Source organism: Actinocorallia herbida (assembly GCF_003751225.1).
Taxonomy (GTDB): Bacteria; Actinomycetota; Actinomycetes; order Streptosporangiales; family Streptosporangiaceae; genus Actinocorallia; species Actinocorallia herbida.
The window spans coordinates 4,512,311-4,530,137 of the sequence record NZ_RJKE01000001.1 but is presented as its reverse complement, the minus strand read 5'-3'; the positions used below and the strand labels follow the sequence as shown (position 1 = coordinate 4,530,137).

Annotated in this window: 15 protein-coding genes; 4 read left to right on the top strand and 11 right to left on the bottom strand. The window is 73.0% G+C overall.

The annotated features are described in order from the left end of the window. Positions 1-74: 74 nt before the first annotated feature. A complete protein-coding gene (locus EDD29_RS20945) occupies positions 75-521 on the bottom strand; it encodes an Lrp/AsnC family transcriptional regulator (protein WP_170201488.1) in 447 nt (148 codons plus the stop codon). Between the two features lie 156 nt (positions 522-677). On the opposite strand from EDD29_RS20945, the gene EDD29_RS20940 reads away from it, so the two are divergent. From EDD29_RS20940 to EDD29_RS20930, 3 genes are all read left to right on the top strand, one after another. Next, entirely contained in the window at positions 678-4,094 is a 3,417-nt protein-coding gene (locus EDD29_RS20940) for an indolepyruvate ferredoxin oxidoreductase family protein (RefSeq protein WP_211359817.1), read from the top strand. Positions 4,095-4,847: 753 nt separating this feature from the next. Further along, positions 4,848-5,282 carry an AbfB domain-containing protein gene (locus EDD29_RS20935; RefSeq protein WP_123666044.1) on the top strand — a complete coding sequence of 145 codons (435 nt, stop codon included), beginning with the start codon at positions 4,848-4,850 and terminating at the stop codon, positions 5,280-5,282. A gap of 182 nt (positions 5,283-5,464) precedes the next feature. Next, complete coding sequence (locus EDD29_RS20930; protein WP_123666043.1) at positions 5,465-6,049, top strand: TerD family protein; 585 nt, start codon at positions 5,465-5,467, stop codon at positions 6,047-6,049. Between the two features lie 325 nt (positions 6,050-6,374). Here EDD29_RS20930 and EDD29_RS20925 read toward each other — a convergent pair whose 3' ends face one another. Continuing rightward, positions 6,375-7,364: a helix-turn-helix transcriptional regulator gene (locus EDD29_RS20925; RefSeq protein ID WP_123666042.1), complete on the bottom strand. Its 990-nt coding sequence runs from the start codon at positions 7,362-7,364 to the stop codon at positions 6,375-6,377. 106 nt (positions 7,365-7,470) lie between these two features. Here EDD29_RS20925 and EDD29_RS20920 point away from each other — a divergent pair, with 106 nt between their 5' ends. Continuing rightward, positions 7,471-7,887 (top strand): VOC family protein, encoded by a 417-nt coding sequence (locus EDD29_RS20920; protein ID WP_123666041.1) that lies wholly within the window; start codon positions 7,471-7,473, stop codon positions 7,885-7,887. 57 nt (positions 7,888-7,944) lie between these two features. Here the strand turns inward: EDD29_RS20920 and EDD29_RS20915 are convergent, their stop codons facing one another. The 9 genes from EDD29_RS20915 to EDD29_RS20880 form a co-directional block, all read right to left on the bottom strand. Beyond that, positions 7,945-8,640 carry an SAM-dependent methyltransferase gene (locus EDD29_RS20915; protein ID WP_123666040.1) on the bottom strand — a complete coding sequence of 232 codons (696 nt, stop codon included), beginning with the start codon at positions 8,638-8,640 and terminating at the stop codon, positions 7,945-7,947. Further along, positions 8,637-8,954 carry a hypothetical protein gene (locus EDD29_RS20910; RefSeq protein WP_123666039.1) on the bottom strand — a complete coding sequence of 106 codons (318 nt, stop codon included), beginning with the start codon at positions 8,952-8,954 and terminating at the stop codon, positions 8,637-8,639. Before EDD29_RS20910 ends, EDD29_RS20915 begins: the two co-directional genes overlap by 4 nt. A 26-nt stretch (positions 8,955-8,980) precedes the next feature. Further along, positions 8,981-9,505, bottom strand: a complete 525-nt coding sequence (locus EDD29_RS20905) for a nuclear transport factor 2 family protein (protein ID WP_123666038.1) — start codon at positions 9,503-9,505, stop codon at positions 8,981-8,983. Beyond that, positions 9,502-10,749, bottom strand: a complete 1,248-nt coding sequence (locus EDD29_RS20900; RefSeq protein WP_123666037.1) for an aromatic ring-hydroxylating oxygenase subunit alpha — start codon at positions 10,747-10,749, stop codon at positions 9,502-9,504. The genes EDD29_RS20905 and EDD29_RS20900 overlap by 4 nt, the downstream gene beginning before the upstream one ends. 10 nt (positions 10,750-10,759) lie before the next feature. Further along, positions 10,760-12,271, bottom strand: a complete 1,512-nt coding sequence (locus EDD29_RS20895) for an amidohydrolase family protein (RefSeq protein ID WP_123666036.1) — start codon at positions 12,269-12,271, stop codon at positions 10,760-10,762. After that, entirely contained in the window at positions 12,268-12,714 is a 447-nt protein-coding gene (locus tag EDD29_RS20890) for a (2Fe-2S)-binding protein (RefSeq protein ID WP_123666035.1), read from the bottom strand. The genes EDD29_RS20895 and EDD29_RS20890 overlap by 4 nt, the downstream gene beginning before the upstream one ends. Next, positions 12,711-15,632, bottom strand: a complete 2,922-nt coding sequence (locus EDD29_RS20885) for a molybdopterin cofactor-binding domain-containing protein (protein WP_170201486.1) — start codon at positions 15,630-15,632, stop codon at positions 12,711-12,713. Before EDD29_RS20885 ends, EDD29_RS20890 begins: the two co-directional genes overlap by 4 nt. Positions 15,633-15,706: 74 nt before the next feature. Further along, positions 15,707-16,846 carry an ABC transporter substrate-binding protein gene (locus EDD29_RS45540; RefSeq protein ID WP_170201485.1) on the bottom strand — a complete coding sequence of 380 codons (1,140 nt, stop codon included), beginning with the start codon at positions 16,844-16,846 and terminating at the stop codon, positions 15,707-15,709. 109 nt (positions 16,847-16,955) lie between these two features. Beyond that, positions 16,956-17,822, bottom strand: a complete 867-nt coding sequence (locus EDD29_RS20880) for an ABC transporter permease (protein WP_211359816.1) — start codon at positions 17,820-17,822, stop codon at positions 16,956-16,958. Positions 17,823-17,827 lie beyond the last annotated feature (5 nt).

Sequence of the window (17,827 nt, the reverse complement as noted above, 5' to 3'; positions counted from 1 at the left end):
ATGACCAAGGGTCGCCTCCGATGTTAAGCCCCCGCCTTCCCCCCGCCCCGAGAAGGGCGCGAGGGGAGGGCGGGTCAGCGGGTCCAGGAGGCGAGGACCATGAGGGTCTTGGTGCCGGTGACGTCGCCGGCGCGGCGGAGGCGGTCGATGATCTTCTGGAGGTGGCCGAGGTCGCGGGCGCGGATGCGGATGAGGGCGTCGGGGTCGCCGGCGATGGTGAATACGGCCTGTACTTCGGGGATCTCGGTGGCGGTGCGCATGATGCGGTCGACCGGGGTGGTGCCCTGGTAGCGGAGTTCGGTGAACGCCTCGATGCCCCAGCCGAGCTTGGCGTGGTCGATCTGCACGGTGAAGCCGGTGATCACGCCGGTCTCGCGGAGGCGGTCGACCCGGCGTTTGACCGCGGCGACGGAGAGCCCGATCTCGGCGGCCATCTCGGAGAAGGTCCTGCGGCCGTCCTCCCTGAGCAGGCCGAGTATGCGGTGGTCCAGGGCGTCCACGTCGGGCATGGGCTCGGGCATGGGCCCACCTTTCGGTGCAAAAGATTTCGGTGAAGTGGCGATCAGCCTAGTATTTTTTGCGTCTTGTCCGCTATCTCGCGCGCATTACTTGCGTGCCGGCCTTCGGGTTGCTGTGCTGGGGATCACACCGCAGGCCCGCTGGACCAGGAGGATCGCGTGAGCGTCTCGCCCCGAACGGTGACCCTCGAAGACAAGTACGCGGCGACGGACGGCACGGTCCTCGTCTCGGGAGTGCAGGCGCTGGTCCGGCTGACGCTGGAGCAGCGCCGCCTCGACGCCGAGCGCGGCCTGAACACGGGCGTCTTCGTCTCCGGCTACCAGGGCTCCCCGCTGGGCGCCGTCGATCTGGAGATGGGCCGCGCCGCGCGGCACCTCGCGCCGATGGGCGTGGTGTTCCGGCCCGGCCTGAACGAGGAGCTCGCGGCCACCGCGGTGGCCGGCACCCAGGTGCTCGACCGCCTGCCCGGCCGCCGCCACGACGGGATCGCCGCCTTCTGGTACGGCAAGAACCCGGGGCTCGACCGGGCCGCCGACGCGATCCGGCACGGCAACGTCGCGGGCACCGCGCCGCTCGGCGGGGCCGTGGCCTGGATCGGCGACGACCCGGGCAGCAAGTCCTCGACCGTGCCCAGCTCGTGCGAGCCGATGTGCCAGAGCCTCACCATGCCGCTGCTCGCGCCCGGCTCGGTGGCGGAGGTCGTCGAGCTCGGGCTGCACGCCGTCGCGCTCTCCCGCGCCACCGGCCTGTGGACCGGGCTCAAGATCATCGCGGACGTCGCCGACGCCTCCGCCACCGTCGACCTCGCCCTCCTGCGCAAGGGCGTCCCGCTGCCGGACGGCGCCCCGCGCGGCACCCGGCCCGCGCTCGTCGGACCCGCCTCGCTGGACGCCGAGCACGACATGCTCACCCGTCGGCTCGACCTCGCGCGCGCCTACGCCCGCGCGCACTCCCTCAACCGGGTGACGTTCGACGCACGGCACGCCACGCTGGGCGTCCTCGCCTCCGGCACGTCCTACGCCGTCGTGGAGCGCGCGCTCGACGACCTCGGCCTGGACGAAGCCGCCATGGACCACCTCGGGCTCCGGCTCATCAAGCTCGCCATGCCCTTCCCGGTGGCGTACGACGACCTCGCCGCCATGACGTCGGACCTCGACACCGTGCTCGTGGTGGAGGACAAGGTGCCGTTCCTCGAAGGGCACCTCAAGCAGGCGCTGTACGGCGGCGCGCGGTCGCCCCGGGTGCGGGGCAGGGATCTGCTGACCGCGCGCGGCACCCTCGCGGCCGAGGACGTGGCCGAGGCGCTCGCCGTGTGCGTCGGCCGCGACAGGCTGCCCCGGACCACCGCCGTCCTCGCGCCCGCGCCCGCGCCGCGCCGTCGGCTCCCGCTGGTCGCGGCCCGCACCCCGTTCTTCTGCTCCGGCTGCCCGCACAACGCCTCGACGCGCACCGGCGATGGCACGCTCGTCGGCGTGGGCATCGGCTGCCACGCCATGATCGCCCTGGACGGCGAGGGCCGCGGCACCCAGGTCGGCCTCACCCAGATGGGCGGCGAAGGAGCCCAGTGGATCGGCCTCGCGCCGTTCACCGACGACCCGCACTTCGTGCAGAACCTCGGCGACGGGACCTTCCACCACTCCGGCTCCCTGGCGATCCGCGCCGCCGTCGCCGCCGGGGTCTCGCTCACCTACAAGTTGCTCTACAACGACGCGGTGGCGATGACCGGCGGCCAGCGGGCCGAGGGCCGCCTCGACGTCCCCGCCCTGACGCACTGGCTGGCCACCGAAGGGGTGCGCCGGATCATCGTCACCACACCCGAGCCCGAGTCGTACCGCGGTGTCCGGATCGCCCAGAACGCCGTCGTGCGCCACCGGGACGACCTGCCGGAATCCGAACGGGAGCTCGCCGAGGTCGAGGGCGTCACGGTGCTGATCCACGACGACCGGTGCGCCGCGGAGGAGCGGCGGCTGCGCAAGCGCGGAAAGCTCCCCACGCCGACGGCGAAGGTCGTGGTGAACGAGCGGGTCTGCGAAGGCTGCGGCGACTGCGGCGAGGTCTCGACCTGCCTCTCGGTGCACCCCGTCGAGACCGAGTTCGGCCGCAAGACGCGCATCCACCAGGCGTCCTGCAACGCCGACCTGAGCTGCCTGAAGGGCGACTGCCCCTCGTTCCTGCTCGTCGAACCCGGTGCCCGCAGGCCGCGCCGGGCTCCGGCGGCCCCTCCCGTCGAGCTGACGGAGCCGGTCTCCCGGTTCCCGGACGGGCCGGTGCTGCTGCGCCTGCCGGGGATCGGCGGCACCGGGGTCGTCACGGTCTCGCAGATCCTCCAGATGGCGGCGCACCTCGACGGGCTGCACGCGGCGGGCCTGGACCAGACGGGCCTCGCGCAGAAGGGCGGCCCCGTCGTCAGCGACGTCCGGATCTCCCCGCACCCCGTCGAAGGCTCGATCCGCGCCGCGCGCGGCACCGTCGACGTGCTCCTCGGCTTCGACCCGCTCGGCGCCGCCGCGGACGGCAACCTCGCGACCGCCTCCGCCGGCCGCACGATCGCGGTGGTGAACACCGCGGTCGTGCCCACCGCCGCCATGGTCACCGGCCGCGCCGAGACGCCCGTCTCGTTCGCCGCCGCGACCGCGCGGATCGAGTCCGCGACCCGGGCCGCCGACAACCTGTACCTCGACGCCCACGGTCTGTCCGAGGCCCTGTTCGACGACCACATGCCCGCGAACCTCCTGCTCGTCGGCGCCGCCTACCAGCACGGCTGCGTCCCGGTCTCCGCCGAGTCGATCGAGCACGCGATCCGGCTCAACGGCGCGGGCGTCGAGAAGAACCTGGCGGCCTTCCGGTGGGGCCGCGCCGCGGTCCTCGACCGCGCGGCCGTGTCCCGCGCCGCGCTCCCCGCGCCTCCCGCCGAAGCATCCGACGAGGCCGCGACGTTCGAGGAGGTCCTGTCCCGCCGCACCGCGGATCTGACCGGCTACCAGAACGCGGCTTACGCCCGCTCCTACGCCGACGATGTGCGCCGGGTCGCCGCGCTCGCGGTCGACCGCGCAGGCGAGGACGACGGCACGCGCATCGCCCTGGCCTACGCCCGGGGCCTGCACAAGCTCATGGCCTACAAGGACGAGTACGAGGTCGCCCGGCTCCACCTCGACCCCGCCGAGAAGGCCCGCCGCGACCACGAGTTCGGCCCCGACGCCGTCATCTCGGTTCTGCTGCACCCCCCGCTCCTGCGCGCCATGGGCCTTAAGCGCAAGATCACACTACGCCGCTCCGCAGGCCCCGTCTTCCGCGCTCTGCGCGCCGCCCGGTTCCTCCGCGGCACCCCCTTCGACCCCTTCGGCCACGCCGAGCTCCGCCGTGTCGAACGCGCCCTCATCACCGAATACCGCACCCTCATCGACGCGGCCCTGCCCCACCTCACCCCCGCCACCGCCGCCACCCTCACCACCCTCGCCGGCCTCCCCGACCGGATCCGCGGCTACGAGCACCTCAAACTCACCACCATCGCCACCTTCCGCACCCAGGCCCAGACCCTCCTCACCCACCTGACCACCTCGGCGACCCCGGTCTGAAACGACCGCCTCGCGAACACCGACGGTCCAGCGCGAGGTGATCGGTCGGCCGGACGGGGCACGGAGATCGCGATCCACACCCTGCCATCGCGTCGTCCATCGAGACGGACTCGCGTCCTGCGACGCGACGACCGACGACAGGACGGCGGCCCGTGGCGTTCGGGACGAGGCACCGGTCAGCGGGAGGCGGGGCGGGGCCGGTGCTGGTGCGAAGGACGATCGGCGGGATGACGCAATTGATCGAACCGGTTCTCCTGGTTCGTCTCCGTCACCCCGTACACCCCGTAGGTCGCCTCCATCAGGGAGGGCCGCCCGTCGGTGCGGGCGGCTCCGCCCCTTCGCGCGGTGGGAAGGCCGGGTGCGGTGATCGGTGCGGGATTTCTGTTCTGCGGGCGGACGGTGGGCGGCCTCCTTGAGTGGGCCCGGTCGAGCGGCGGGCCCCTGTGGAACGAACGTCCCTCGTCGGCTCTGGAGCCCTCATGCTGCTGCGACCCCTTGCGCAGATGCCGGCGCCGGTCTTCGCCTCCTGCGCGCTTGTTCTCGGCGCGTCGCCGGAAGCGTCGGCGGCGGTGCCGTGTGATCCGCCCGCGCCGGTGAAGGAGCCCGCCGCGAGCAGGGCGGTGGGGAGCGGGACCGCGGCCGTGCCGGGCACGGCGTCGAGCGCTTCGCCCGAAGCCGCGGCCTCCGGCCCCGGAACCGAGCCCGTCGACCTCGACGCGGCCGACGCCCTCGCGCCCCGCGGCGCCGACGACGCTGCCCCTCGGATCGTGGTCACTGGAGTCGGCCGGCCGGCGCGGCGGCTTCCTCGTGGCCGAGGGCGATTTCCCCGTCCTCGCCCCGGTGACCGGCGCCGGCGGCAGGACCCTCAGGAGCCGCGCGACCTACACCGTCGTCCGCGGCCTGGCCGCCCCCCGCTGCGTCTCCCTGCGCGCCGCCGACGGCCGCTACCTGCGCCACTCCGGCATGCGGCTCCGTCTCTCCGCCGCCGAAGCGACCGCCCTCTTCGGCGAGGACGCCACCTTCTGCCCCGAACCGGGACGCCGGAAGGGCACGGTCGCGCTCCGCTCCCACAACTACCCGGAACACGCCCTCCGGGCCCACCCCGACGGCATCCGGCTCGACTTCCTGGGCGCCGCGAGAGCCGACCCGTCGGGCTCCTTCCTCGTCCGCGCCCCCTGGGCCCGCTGACCTTCGCCCGTCCGCTCGGCTCCGGCGGCCCGGGTGGGGAACTCTCCGAAGGGCGGATACGTTTGTTACTACGCCTGTAGTAGGAGCTGGGTCACAGATCCGGCTCCCACCGCGCGCGCACCACGCAGCAATAAGGGCCTCACCCCCCAGACGGCTCGCAACGAACGGTTGGAGAAGGACCCATGGCCATCACCCTCACCAAAGAAGACGGCGCCGCCGACCTCACGGGCATCACGCACATGTCCGTCGGGGTCTCCTGGGATCCTTCCGCGGGGGCCAGCGGCGGCATCCTCGGCCGGGCCCGCCGCAAGAAGGGCGTGGACCTGGACCTGATCGCGGTGCTCCTGCAGGGGGCGGAACCCGTGCGCTTCGCGGGCCTGGACTCCCTGGACCCGCTGGGCAACGGCTCCGTCAAGCACTCCGGCGACGAGCAGACCGGCGCCGCCGAGGGCGACGACGAGACCGTCCACGTCACCTTCGCCGACGTCCCCGCCGCGATCACGTCGATCGTCTTCATCGCCGCCGCGTTCAAGCGGGGAAGCTCCTTCGACAAGGCCAACAACGTCTCCTTCAAGATCTACGACGCCACGGGCGGCTCCAGCAGCCAGGTCGCCGACATCTGGCCGTCCCTCCTCGGCACCGACAACGCCAACGCCATCTGCCGCGCCTTCCGGAACGGCGGCTCCTGGCAGCTTGAGGTCATCAACCGGGTCGGCAAGATCAAGCAGGGCGACCGCCCGGCCCTGATCCGCTTCGCGGTGCAGTAAGCCCCTCAGGGCGCCGCGCGGATGCCGCCGCCCAGTGAGGAGAGAGCCCGGTGCCGGTCCAGGCCACGGACGGCGAGGGCGGCCAGGGCGGCGGCTCGTCGGGCGGGGTCGACGCGAACAGCATGACCGGCCCCGACCACCCGCTCAACGTGGAGGCCGTGATCGCCGTCCGTCGACGTCGCCGTCCTGCGCCGTCAGGCCATCGCGTTCACCGAGGCGACGCTGGAGCTGTGCGCTGTGCCGTGGGAGCAACTGCACGCACGCCTTGATACCAGAGCATTTCGGATACCGGAGCATTTCGCCAGGCGTGATCCCGGCACTGTCGTCAGCGTCCTGCGGAGTTCGCGTGCGGGTCTTCGGCGGCGGCCCCGTACCGGGCGGCGAGGAGCGCGAAGGCGGCGGTGAGCTCGGGAGGGGAGACGACGGTGAGGGGCGCGTCGAAACGGCCCAGGGAGGCGGCGAGGGCGACCCAGGACCACGAGCCGGTGATCAGGCGGCAGCGGTCGGGGCCCACGGCTTCGACCAGGCCGTCGCCGACATAGGGGAGGACCTCGTGGGCGGGGAGGGAGAGGACGACCTCGCCGGTGCAGGCCCAGGCGTCGGCGGTGCCGGAGCCCTTGAAACGGGCGGACAGGAACGTGGCGAGGTCATCGCCGGGGACCTGGCGGGGAGCGAACCGGGGGCCTGTCGGGGTGCGGGGCGTCATCCGGTCGAGGCGGAACAGCCGCCAGTCCGCGCGGTCCAGATCCCACGCGACGAGGTACCAGCGGCCGCCGCTCGCGACGACGTGGTGCGGTTCGACGCGTCTGGGGACCGCCGCCCCGTCCGGGGCGCGGCCGACCGGGATGTGGTCGAACCGCAGCTCCTCGCGAGCCGTCACGGCGGCGCTCACCTCGACCAGCACGCCCGGATCCGGCGCGGGGCCGCCGGGGAGCGCGGTGACCGCCACGCCGTCGACACGGTGCCGCAGCCGGGCGGGGAGCACCTGCCGGACCGTCGCGAGGGCCCGCGCGGCGGCCTCGCCGATCTCGGTGCCCCCCACCGCAGACGCCGTCCGCAGCGCGACGGCCAGCGCGATCGCCTGCTCGTCGTCGAACAGCAGCGGGGGAAGCGCCGCGCCCGCGTCCAGCCGATACCCGCCGTCCGGGCCTTTCGCCGCGCTGATCCGGTACCCGAGCTCCCGCAGCCGGTCGACGTCCCGGCGCACCGTCCGGACGCTGACGTCCAGCCGCTCGGCGAGCACCCGGCCGGGCCAGTCCCGCCGAGTCTGGAGGAGCGACAGCAGCGTCAGCATGCGGGACGGGGTTCCGGTCATGCCGTGCATCCTCCCTCGAATGGCGGACAGGAACTGACCGCCACCGCTGCGAGGCTCCGTGACGCCCGGGATCCACCGGGCGCACTCAACGAGCACGGAGCGCATCATGACCATCGCCGTCACCCCGCACCTGAACTTCCGCGGCACCGCACGCGCGGCCCTGGAGTTCTACCGGTCGGTCTTCGGCGGAGAGCTGACGATCATCAGCTACGCCGACATGGGCGACGCCGCCGCCGAGACCGCCGATCACGTCGCCTGGGGCCAGGTCGCCACCGCCGACGGCTTCCGCATCATGGCCTACGACGTCTACCCCCACCTCGACTGGGACCGGGGCCGCGACCCGTTCTTCGTCTCCGTCCGAGGCACCGCCCCCGAAGAACTCCGCGCCTGCTGGGACGGCCTCGCCGCCGACGCCGTGATCAAACAGCCCCTCGCCCCCTCCCCCTGGTCCCCCCTGTACGGCCTGCTCACCGACCGCTTCGGCATCACCTGGACCCTCGACATCGCCGCCGCCCCGGCCTGACCGCTCCCTGCCTCCTCCGTCCGGGTGGCCGTCCGGATGGAGGAGGCGCGGGCGGGGTCATTCGGGGAAGGTGAACATGCGGGCTCCGGGGGTGAAGGCGGGGGGAGGGACGGTGAGGCGGTGGGTTCCGGCGGCGAAGGCGTTGGCGTCGGGGGTGCGGGACGCACCGGTGAAGCCGGCGGTGGTGAAGGCGTCCAGGACCAGGGACAGGTCGGTCAGGGCCTGGCCGTGGGTGGACCAGATGACCGCGGCGTGCGGGGCGCAGAGCCGGGGGAGCATGCGGATCGTGCGGAGGGTGTCGGTCCGGCCGATGTGCGCGAACGGGCCGCTGATGAGGACGAGGTCGGCGGGCACGGCGCCGACGTAGGCGTCGGTGAGTCCCGCGTCGGCCACCAGGACCTCGACGTGTTCGAGGTCGGTGCTGCCGAGCGCGCCGTGGAGGAACGACGCGTTCAGCGGCTCCAGTTCGATCATCCGGGCGGCCACGTCACGTCCGCGAGGGTGCGTGATCAGCATCGGCAGCAGGTCGCGGGCCTGGCCGGCGCAGACGCTGACCGCCTTCAACGGGCCCGGCGGGGCGGCGTCGAGCGCTTCGGCGATGAGCTCCTGCACGGCGTCGAGCCGGTCGGTCTGCGCCGAGCCGATCTCGTCGTACGGGGCGTGCCATCGGTACCAGGACCGGTCGGTGAGCACGCCGCCCGGATCCGCGCCGGGCGGGGGACCGGGCGGCGTCGTCGGCTCGGGGGCGCTCATCGGGCGGCGAGGCCGAGGCGCTGGAGGCGGTCCTCGGCCGAGCCCTCGATGACGCACGCGAGCTGCTCGGCGTTGATCGTGGCCATGCCCTCTATCTGCTTCTGCGCCAGGTGCTCGGTCTCGAACGCGGCCATCGACGCGAAGTGCGCCTCGAGCACCATGTGGTGCAGGCCGCCGAAGGCGGGCGCCCAGACGTCGTACGGGGTCAGCCCGGCTTCGATCAGCAGCTCGTTCTTCTGCTTCTGCAGCGCGACGAACCGGGGAAGGGCGCCGAACTTGAGGTTGCGCAGGATCTGGTGACGGTAGGGAAGCACTGTTCTCTCTCCAGGGTGGAAGCGGTTCAGGGGGTCTGCAGGTGGGGGACCTTCACCCAGCCCTGGTCGAACGGGGTGGTGAAGAAGTTGTGGACGCGCATGTACGACAGGAGCCAGGTGCCGTCGACGCGCCTGAAGTCGTTGTGGTACTTGCCGGCGATCCACAGCGGCCGGTCCCCGCGATAGGTGCACGCCTGGAAGTACATGAACTGGCCGGTCGCCCGGTCCGGGTCGCCGTCCACGCCGAGCTGGATCGCGGTGTTGGTCACGAAGTGCGCGGAGAACGGCATGCGCTCGACGTTCCGGTCGAACTTCCTGGTCAGCGCCTCGTGGCCGGTCGCCGCCCAGCCCGGGTTGCCGTGCGGGCCGATGCTCTCCCAGGAGCCGTCCTCGGTGAAGAGCACGGCGACCTTCGCGCCTTTGCCGGACTCGGCGTCGGTCGCCGCCATGTAGTCGACCATCAGCTGTTCGATCGCCCTTTCGGACTCCAGGGCGTCGACCTTGGCCGCGAGGGTCGCGACGAGGGCGGCGAGGTCGGTGGTGGTGGTCATGCGAGCTCCTTGAGTGCCTTCTGGTAGCGGGCCAGCAGCCAGGTGTTGAGCTGCGGGATGTTGGACTCCATCCAGGAGAGCGGGCCGCGCGGCGCGTAGCGGGAGTTCAGGCCCTGCTGGAGCGCGGCGGTGGTGACGGCGTCCTGGTGGATGGCGAGGGCCTTGCGCTCCATGAACTTCTCGTACGCCTCGTGGAATCCGGGCTCCTCGACCGCGCTCCTCGGGTAGAGGTTGACCCGGCGCAGGTCCATCGAGCCGGGGCCGTTCGGGTGGATGAAGGCGAGCTGCACGAAGGTCGGCTGGAGGATGGAGAACAGCATCGGCGGGATCGACGCGAACATGACGCGCTTGCGCTGCTCCTCGCCGAGGCCGGGGATGATCTGCGTGGTGCGCCTGCCGTCGGTGCTGGCCAGCCCGGCGTTCTCGTCGAGCAGGTAGGTCGGGTGCATGACCTGGCCGTCGCCCTCGTCGAACGTGATGAACCGGGCGTTCTTGGCGGGCGCCGCCTCGTGCACGCCGCGGTGCACATAGCTGGTGTGGTAGGGCTCGAGGGCGTTGTCGTGGTGGATCTTCCAGTTCCACCGCTGGTCCTTGAACTCGAACGGCTCGAGCGGCACCAGGTCCGCGATGTGGAAGGTGCCGAGCTCCTCGTCCATCTTCGCGACGGTCGGGGCGAGCGGCGCGGCGTCGTCGTCGAAGTTGATGAAGACGAGCCCGTGGAAGATCTCGTGCCGGATCCGCGGTAGCCGGATCGTCTCGCGCAGCCGCTTCACCGGAACGGTCTCGGTCATCGACGGGGCCGCGACCAGTCTGCCGTCGAGGCCGAACTGCCAGTTGTGGTACGGGCAGACCATCCGTGTGGCCGACACACAGGTCATCGACTTGCCTTCGGCCGCCCGCTTCTCGGCAGCGAGCCCGCCGAACAGCGGGTGGCCCCGGTGCCGGCAGACCGCCGACATGACCCTGACGTCGCCCTCGGTGTCGCGCAGCATGACGATCGGCTCGCCGAGGACGGTCAGCGGGAGCTGGTCGCCCGGCTCGGGCACCTCGCCGACGTGCCCGATGCACAGCCACTCGCGGGAGAAGACCGCCTCCTTCTCGAACTGCCAGAACTCCTCGCTGGTGTACACCTCGGGCGGCAGCAGCCGGGCCGTGGCGACGGGATCGGTGACACGGTCGACGTCGGCAAGGATCCGGCGGGCCTCCGCGATCACACGGGGGTCCAGGGGCGCGGTGCGACTCATGGTTCTCCTCTCAGCTTTCCGGTCGAGCACTCGACGGGATCTTGTATCCAAAACTCGATGAGGTCTTCCCCGGTGCCAAAGCCCGGCGGGGGACACGGCTGCGCCAGGGGCGGACGGCCGGGATGCCGGCCTCGGCGGTGATCCGCGCGGCCCGTTCGTTCACCTCGTCCACCAGGGACGTCTCCGCGGCTGGATCGAGCCAGTCGGCGACGCCGTCGCGGATCACCACGCGACCGGCGACGAGCACGGTGCGGACGTCCCGTCCCGTCGCCTGCCAGGCGAGCATCGCGGGCAGGCCGGGCGCCGGATTGAGGTGCGGCGCGGCGGCGTCGAGCAGGATCACATCGGCCTGGAGGCCGGGGACCAGGGCGCCGACCGTGCCTTCGAGCCCCGCCGCGCGGGCGCCGCCGAGGGTGGCGGTCTCCAGCAGTTCCTCGGCGGTGAGGGCGCCCGCGTCGCGGTTGACCGCGCGCTGGACCACGCCGAGGGTCTTGAGGTCGGCGAGCACGTCGCAGCCGTCGTTGCAGTTGGCGTCGTCGGTGCCGATGCCGACCGTGATCGCGGCCTGGAGCATCGCCGGGACGGGCGCGACGCCCGAGCCCAGCACCCCGTTGCTCACCGGCTGGGTGGAGATCCTGGTGTCGGCGGCCGCGATGAGCCGCAGGTCGCGCGGGCCGAGGTGCACGGCGTGGCCGAGCAGCAGGCGGTCGTCGAGGAGGTGGTGGGAGGCCAGGTACTCGACGGCCGACATCTCGCCGACGGGCCTGTCGTCCGGGGTCTCGGCGAGGTGCAGCGCCCAGATGCCGTCGTGCTCGTGCGCCAGGGCACGGCTGCCGACCAGCGCGCGCAGGCCGGCCGTGCTGGCGGTGGACGGCGAAGCGCACACCCGGATCCGGCCCGAGGCGGCCCGGTCGTGCCGCCGGTACATCTCCGCGAGATCGGCGAGGACCGCGTCGGTGTCGCGCAGGACGGACGCCGGCCGCACACCGGGCTCGCGGGCCCGGATCGTGTCCATCAGCTCGGGCGAGCCGGGCCGCCGGGCATCGGTGAACATCCGGGCGTAGACGGCGCGGATGCCCGTGTCGCTGAGGACGCGCACGGCGGCGTCGATCGCGGGAAGCGGGTCGAAGGGGTGCACATGGTCGTTGAGGACCACGGTCGTGACACCCGCGCGGAGGCTTTCCAGGACGAAGTGGCGCAGCGCCGTCTCCAGGTCGGCGAGCGTGTACCGGGCCAGGCCCGGATAGAGGTCGTTGAAGAGCCAGTCGGTGAGGCCGCGGTCCTGGTTGCCGCCCGCCCGGAGCAGGATCGGGGACCCGTGGGTGTGCGCGTTGACCAGACCCGGCATGACGACCGACCGGGACGCGTCGATGATCTCGCAGCCCGGCGGGATCGCGACGGTGTCGGCGGGCCCGACCGCGACGATGGAGTCGTCCTCGATCAGGACCGTGCCCCGGTCCAGGACGCGGCGCTCGGCGTCCATGGTGAGGACCCGGCCGCCGACGATGGCCTTCCCGCTCATGCGGCCGCCTCTCCGTGCGCGCGGAGGGCCGCCGCGACGATCGCCGCGTAGCCGGTGCAGCGGCAGAGGTTCCCGTCCAGCGCGCGGCGGACCGTCTCGGCGGCCAGCGGCTTCCCGCGCCGCTCGCGCAGGAGCGCCGACAGGGTGACCAGCATGCCGGGCGTGCAGTAGCCGCACTGGACCGCGCCTTCTGCGGCGAACGCCTCGATGAGCCGGGCATCGGCGGAGGTCCGCGCCGTCGCGACCGCGCGCCCGTCCGCCTCGACCGCGCCGACCAGGCACGACGGCGTCGGCGCGCCCTCCAGCAGGACCGTGCAGCTGCCGCAGTGGCCGGTGTCGCAGCCGGTCGGCAGGGGGTGCGCGACGTCTTCGATCAGCTGCCGCAGACTCGACCAGGGCCGCGGCTCGGCCTCGACCGTCCGGCCGTCCAGGGTGAACTTCAAGGGGTCTCCTCCAGAATGCGGCGTGCGAGGACGCCGAAGGGGCGCGCGTGCCCGGTGCAGGCCGCGGCGACCTCGTCGAGGGGGGCGCGCCGTTCGAGCAGCCGCTCGGCGTCGCGCAGCCGCTCGGGCCGCGCCGCGCGCAGCCGGGCGACGACCCGGACCCGGTCCGCACCCGGGGGCCGGGGCAGCCACGCGATCGCGACGGCCGCCTCGGGCGGCGCGACGGAGGGCCGCACACCGGTCCGGGCGTAGCCCAGACGCCGGGGGACGTCCGTCTCGATCGCGGTGACGAGACCCGGCGCGGCACCGTCGAGCACCTCGTCGAGGCCGACGTCGCCCTCCGGGGTGAGCAGGACGGCGTCCACGGCGAGGAGGGGAACGGCGAGGTCACGCCGCCCGCCTTCGGCCGCCAGGAGGTTCCCGACGACCGTCGCCCTCCGCCGGACCGCGGGCGTGCCGAACCAGCCGAGATCCTCCGGGAGGCACCGGGCGACGGTCCGGGCCTCGCCCACCGTGGTCCGCGCGTCGAACCTGATCCTTCCGTCCCCGATCCGGGGCGGCTCAGGGCTGATGCCGCTGAGCAGGATCACCGTGGACGGCCGGAGCCCGCCCGTGTTGAACCGGGGCAGCAGCGCGGTGCCTCCGGCCAGCACCGTGGCGTCCGGATGCGCGCGGAGCAGCGCCGCGGCCTCCGTCCAGGAGGTCGGCCGCAGCACGACGCCAGGGCCCGGGTCGTCCCCGGCCCGTCGTTCGGCGTCCTCGCCGGGCGGAGAGGGGGCGAGCCGGTAGGCGGGGACGCGGTCCACCGGGGAGCCGTCGGCGGCGCGCAGCGCGGCGGCGACGGCGGCCGGGCTGGAGACCAGCGGCCCCTCGCCGATGCCCTTGGCGCCGAAGGCGAGCCGGTCGTCGGCGTGCTCCAGGGGGACCGCGATCACCTCGGGGACGTCCGAGGCCAGCGGCAGCAGGTAGTCGCCGAAGCCCTTGGCGCGCGGGCGGCCTTCGCCGTCGACCGGGATCTCCTCGAACAGCGCGAACCCCGCGCCCTGCACCGAGCCGCCGACGAGCTGCCCGCGCACGCCGACCGGGTCGATCGCCCGGCCGACGTCCTGGGCGGCGACGAGCTGGACCAGCCGGGCCGTGCCGAGCTCGGGATCCACGTCCACCACGGCGCGATGGGCCGTGAGCTGGAAGGCCTGGTGGAGGTGCCCGGTGCCGGTGCGCGCGTCGGTCTCCTGCGTCGGCAGGCCGGGGTTCACCGCCTCGGCGGTCAGCACGGCGCCGTCCAGGAGTTCGGGCAGGCCGACCGACCGCCAGTCCGGGAGCCCGCGCGCCTCGGCGAGGCCGTTGAGCCGGGCGAGCAGGTCGCGGCAGGCCAGGTCGGCGGCCCCGCCGCTGGCCATCGACTGACGGCTCGCCTTGGACCCGCCCGCGACCGGAAGCCCGGTCGTCGACTCGGCCAGGCGGACGGGGACGTCGGGGAAGTGGCTGCCGACGATCCGGGCCAGCACCGCGCCGATGCCCTGGCCGACCTCCGCCGCCGCGCTGCGCACGGTCAGGCCGGTCGCGTCGAGCCGGAGCCCGATGCCCGCCGGGTCGGGGCGGCCGTCGCCCAGGCCCGCGCTCTTGATGCCGATCGCGTAGCCGACGCCGCGGCCCGGCGCGTCCGGCGGCAGCGGGACGCCGTCGAGCGCGGCGAGCACCGCGGCGGGGGCGGCCGTGCCCGTCAGGGGCTGACGGCTGGTGGCCAGCGGCTCGCCCTGGGCCAGGAGGTTCCGGCGGCGCAGCTCGCGCGGGTCGAGCCCCAGCTCGGCGGCGAGCAGGTCGATCGTGGACTCGATGCCGAAGCACGCCTGGGTGGCGCCGAACCCGCGCAGCGCGCCCGAGACGGGATTGTTCGTGTGAACCGTCCGGGTACGGACGCGCACCGACGGGATACGGTAGGGTCCCGCGGCGAAGTAGTGCACGATCTTGCTGATCGGCAGCGACGTGCTGGCGTACGCGCCCCCGTCGAGCAGGAGATCGGCGTCGAGCGCGACGAGACGCCCGGCGCGGTCGGCGGACAGGGCGTAGTCCATCGTCGCCGGGTGCCGGTGCGGGTGGGCGTGCAGTGACTCGGCCCGGCCGTACACGGCGCGCACCGGCCGTCCGGTCCGCAGCGCGGCGAGGCAGAGATGGACGTGCAGGGTGATGTCCTCGCGTCCGCCGAACGCCCCGCCCACCCCCGCCAGGCGCACGAGCACCTTCTCCGGCGGCAGGCCCAGCGCGAGCGCGATCGAGCGGCGGTCCTCGTGCACGTCCTGGGTGGCCACGTCGAGGACGACCGAGCCGTCCGGTCCCGGAGACGCGAGCCCGGCCTCGGGGGCGAGGAACGCGGCGTCCTGCCGTCCGGTCCGCCACCGGGCGCTCACCTTGACGGCCCCGTGCACGCCGTCTCCGTGCGCCAGCTCCAGCTCCGCGACGAGGTTCGACTCCGCCCCGACCAGAGGCGCTCCGGCCTCCAGTGCCGCGAACGGGTCGAGCAGCGGCTCGGCAGGCCGGATCACCGGCTCGACCAGCAGGGCCATCCGCCGCGCGGCCTCGGCCGTCTCGGCCACCACGAACGCGACGGGCTCGCCCGCGTACCGGACCCGGTCGATCGCGAGGACCGGGGTGTCGGCCGTCTTGAGCCCGAGATGCCGCGCGCCGGGAACGTCCGCGGCCGTCAGCACGAGCCGCGCGCCGGGCACCCGCAGCGCCGCGTCGGTCCGGACCGCGTCCAGCATCCCGCTCGCGACGGTGCCGCGCACCGTCGCGCCGTGCAGTTCGCCTGCGGCGTGCAGCCCGGTGGCATAGGCGAAGTCCCCGGCGAGTTTCGCCGCGGCGTCCGGCCGGACACCGCGCGACCCGACCCGGAGGCCCCGCGAGGCGTTCCTCGGCACGGTGCTCCTTCCTGCGTTGACGGGGTGGGGAGGACCGGGCCGTCGGCGCGTCCGACGGCCCGGGTGACCGGTGCTCAGTCGGTGAGGCCGATGGACGGGTCGACGAACTCGTTGGTGAAGAGGTCCGCCGGGGCGAGGCCGTCCTTCACCTGCTTGTTCTGGTTCGCGAAGATCGGCCGGAGGATGTCGATCATCTTCTGCATCCGGGCCTCGTCGAAGTTGCCGAGCGTGCCCTCGGCGTCGTCGGCGATCAGTTCGCGCTCCTTGATCACCTTGATCGCGTCGGCGTTCAGCCCGGTCGAGGTCTTGCCGGGCGAGTTGAGCTCCTCGTTCATCTCGGTGATGCGCGCGGTGATGGCCGTCGGCTCGGCCAGATAGTCGGCGGTGGCCTGCTGCGCCATCGGCACGAACGCCTTCAGGCAGGAGGCGTACTTCGTGATCTGGTCCGGCAGCATCGAGAGCATCGACGCGTAGTTGTGGTAGCCCGAGTCGTAGACGAGCAGGGAGCCGATCGGCTTCTTCCACTGCGCGTACTCGTTCTCGAACTTGTACGGCTCACTGGTGATCAGGCCGGACTGCACGTCCTTGCCGGCGTCGGCGATGAACGTGTCCGGCCCGCCGCCGTAGGACCCGTCGAGCTGCTCCTCCTTGATCTGGCCGGAGCCGACCAGGTAGTCCATGTAGGTGGAGCCCTCGAAGAAGAGCACCTTGGCGTTCGACTCGCCGATGTCGGCGATGGACTTGAAGTCGTAGGTGGCCGGGTCGAAGACGAGGACCTGCGGGTCCTTGTCGAAGTAGTTCATGACGGCCTTGGTCGGCTGCTTCGCCGAGTTCTGGATCGCCTCGTCCGAGGCGAGCAGGCCGATGTTCATCGTGTCGGCGTCGTCGGCCGTGTAGAGCTGGGTGGTGACCTGCTGGTTGCCGGTCAGCGGGCCGCCCGCGCGGACCTCGACCCTCACGCCCCCGAGGTCGCCGGAGTAGACGCCCGCGCTCGAGTCGAACGCGCCGTCCGGGCCGATCAGGTTGTACATGCCGCCGTACTCGGCCTCGGGATACCAGCTCGTCTGGATCGCGATGGTCGCGGGGCAGCCCGCGTCGACCAGCGCGCCGGTGCCGGTGCCGGCCCCGGCGTCCGATCCGTCGTCGCCGCCGCAGGCGGCCGTCGCGGCGAGCGCCAGCAGGGTCGGCACGACGAGAAGCTTGGTGCGCTTCATGGTTCTCCTAAAGGGAGGAGGGGAGGGGGGAGAGGCGGGGCGGGAGGTCTTCTGGGCACGGCCGGGCCGCCGGGTCGCTACGGAGAGCGGCTCGGCGCGTTCGGACGGGTCAGTCCCGGGCGGAGGCGTGCCAGTTCCGCAGGACCCGGTGGGTGATCACCGTGTTCAGGACGAACAGGGCGAGCCCGAGCAGGGAGGAGAAGAGCAGCGCCGTGTAGAGCCGCTCGGTCTCGAGGTTGGTGCGGTAGACGTCGAGGAGCCTGCCGATGCCCGGCTCGCCCTGGCGGAAGAAGAAGTCGGCGACGATCGCGCCGATCACGGCGAGCCCGCCCGAGGTGCGCAGGCCGGTGAGGATGCTCGGGAGGGCGGACGGCAGGCTCAGCCGCCAGAACCGCTCGAGGCGGTCGGCCTTCATCAGGGTGAACAGGTCGCGCTGGCTCGGCTCGACCGACTTCAGGCCGAACAGGGTGCTGGTGATGATCGGGAAGAGGCCGAGGATCGTGCAGATGATGATGCGGCTCGACGTGCCGTAGCCGAACCACAGGCCGACCAGCGGGGTCAGCGCCAGGATCGGGAGGGTCTGCAGGATGACCGCGTACGGGTAGAAGGAGCGTTCGACCCACTTCGCCTGCGACATCATGACCGCGAACACCGTGCCGATGCCGATCGCGAGCGCGAAACCGGACAGCGCGACGATCGTCGTCATCCGCAGCCCTTCGAGGATCTCGCCGAGGTTCGCCCAGTCGAGCATCCCGACCCTGACGACCTCATGCGGGGGCGGCAGCAGGAACCTGCGGCGCTCGGACAGGAGCACGTAGGAGATCAGGTACCAGATGCCGATCGCGGCGAGGAAGACGCCGACCGGGGGCAGGACGTTCTTCACGGTGCCGGTCAGCCGGCCGGGCTTCTTCACGCTCGGGGCGGCGGCCTTCGGGATGGCCGCCGCGGCCGCGGCCGGGGTGTCGATGGTGGTCACCGCTC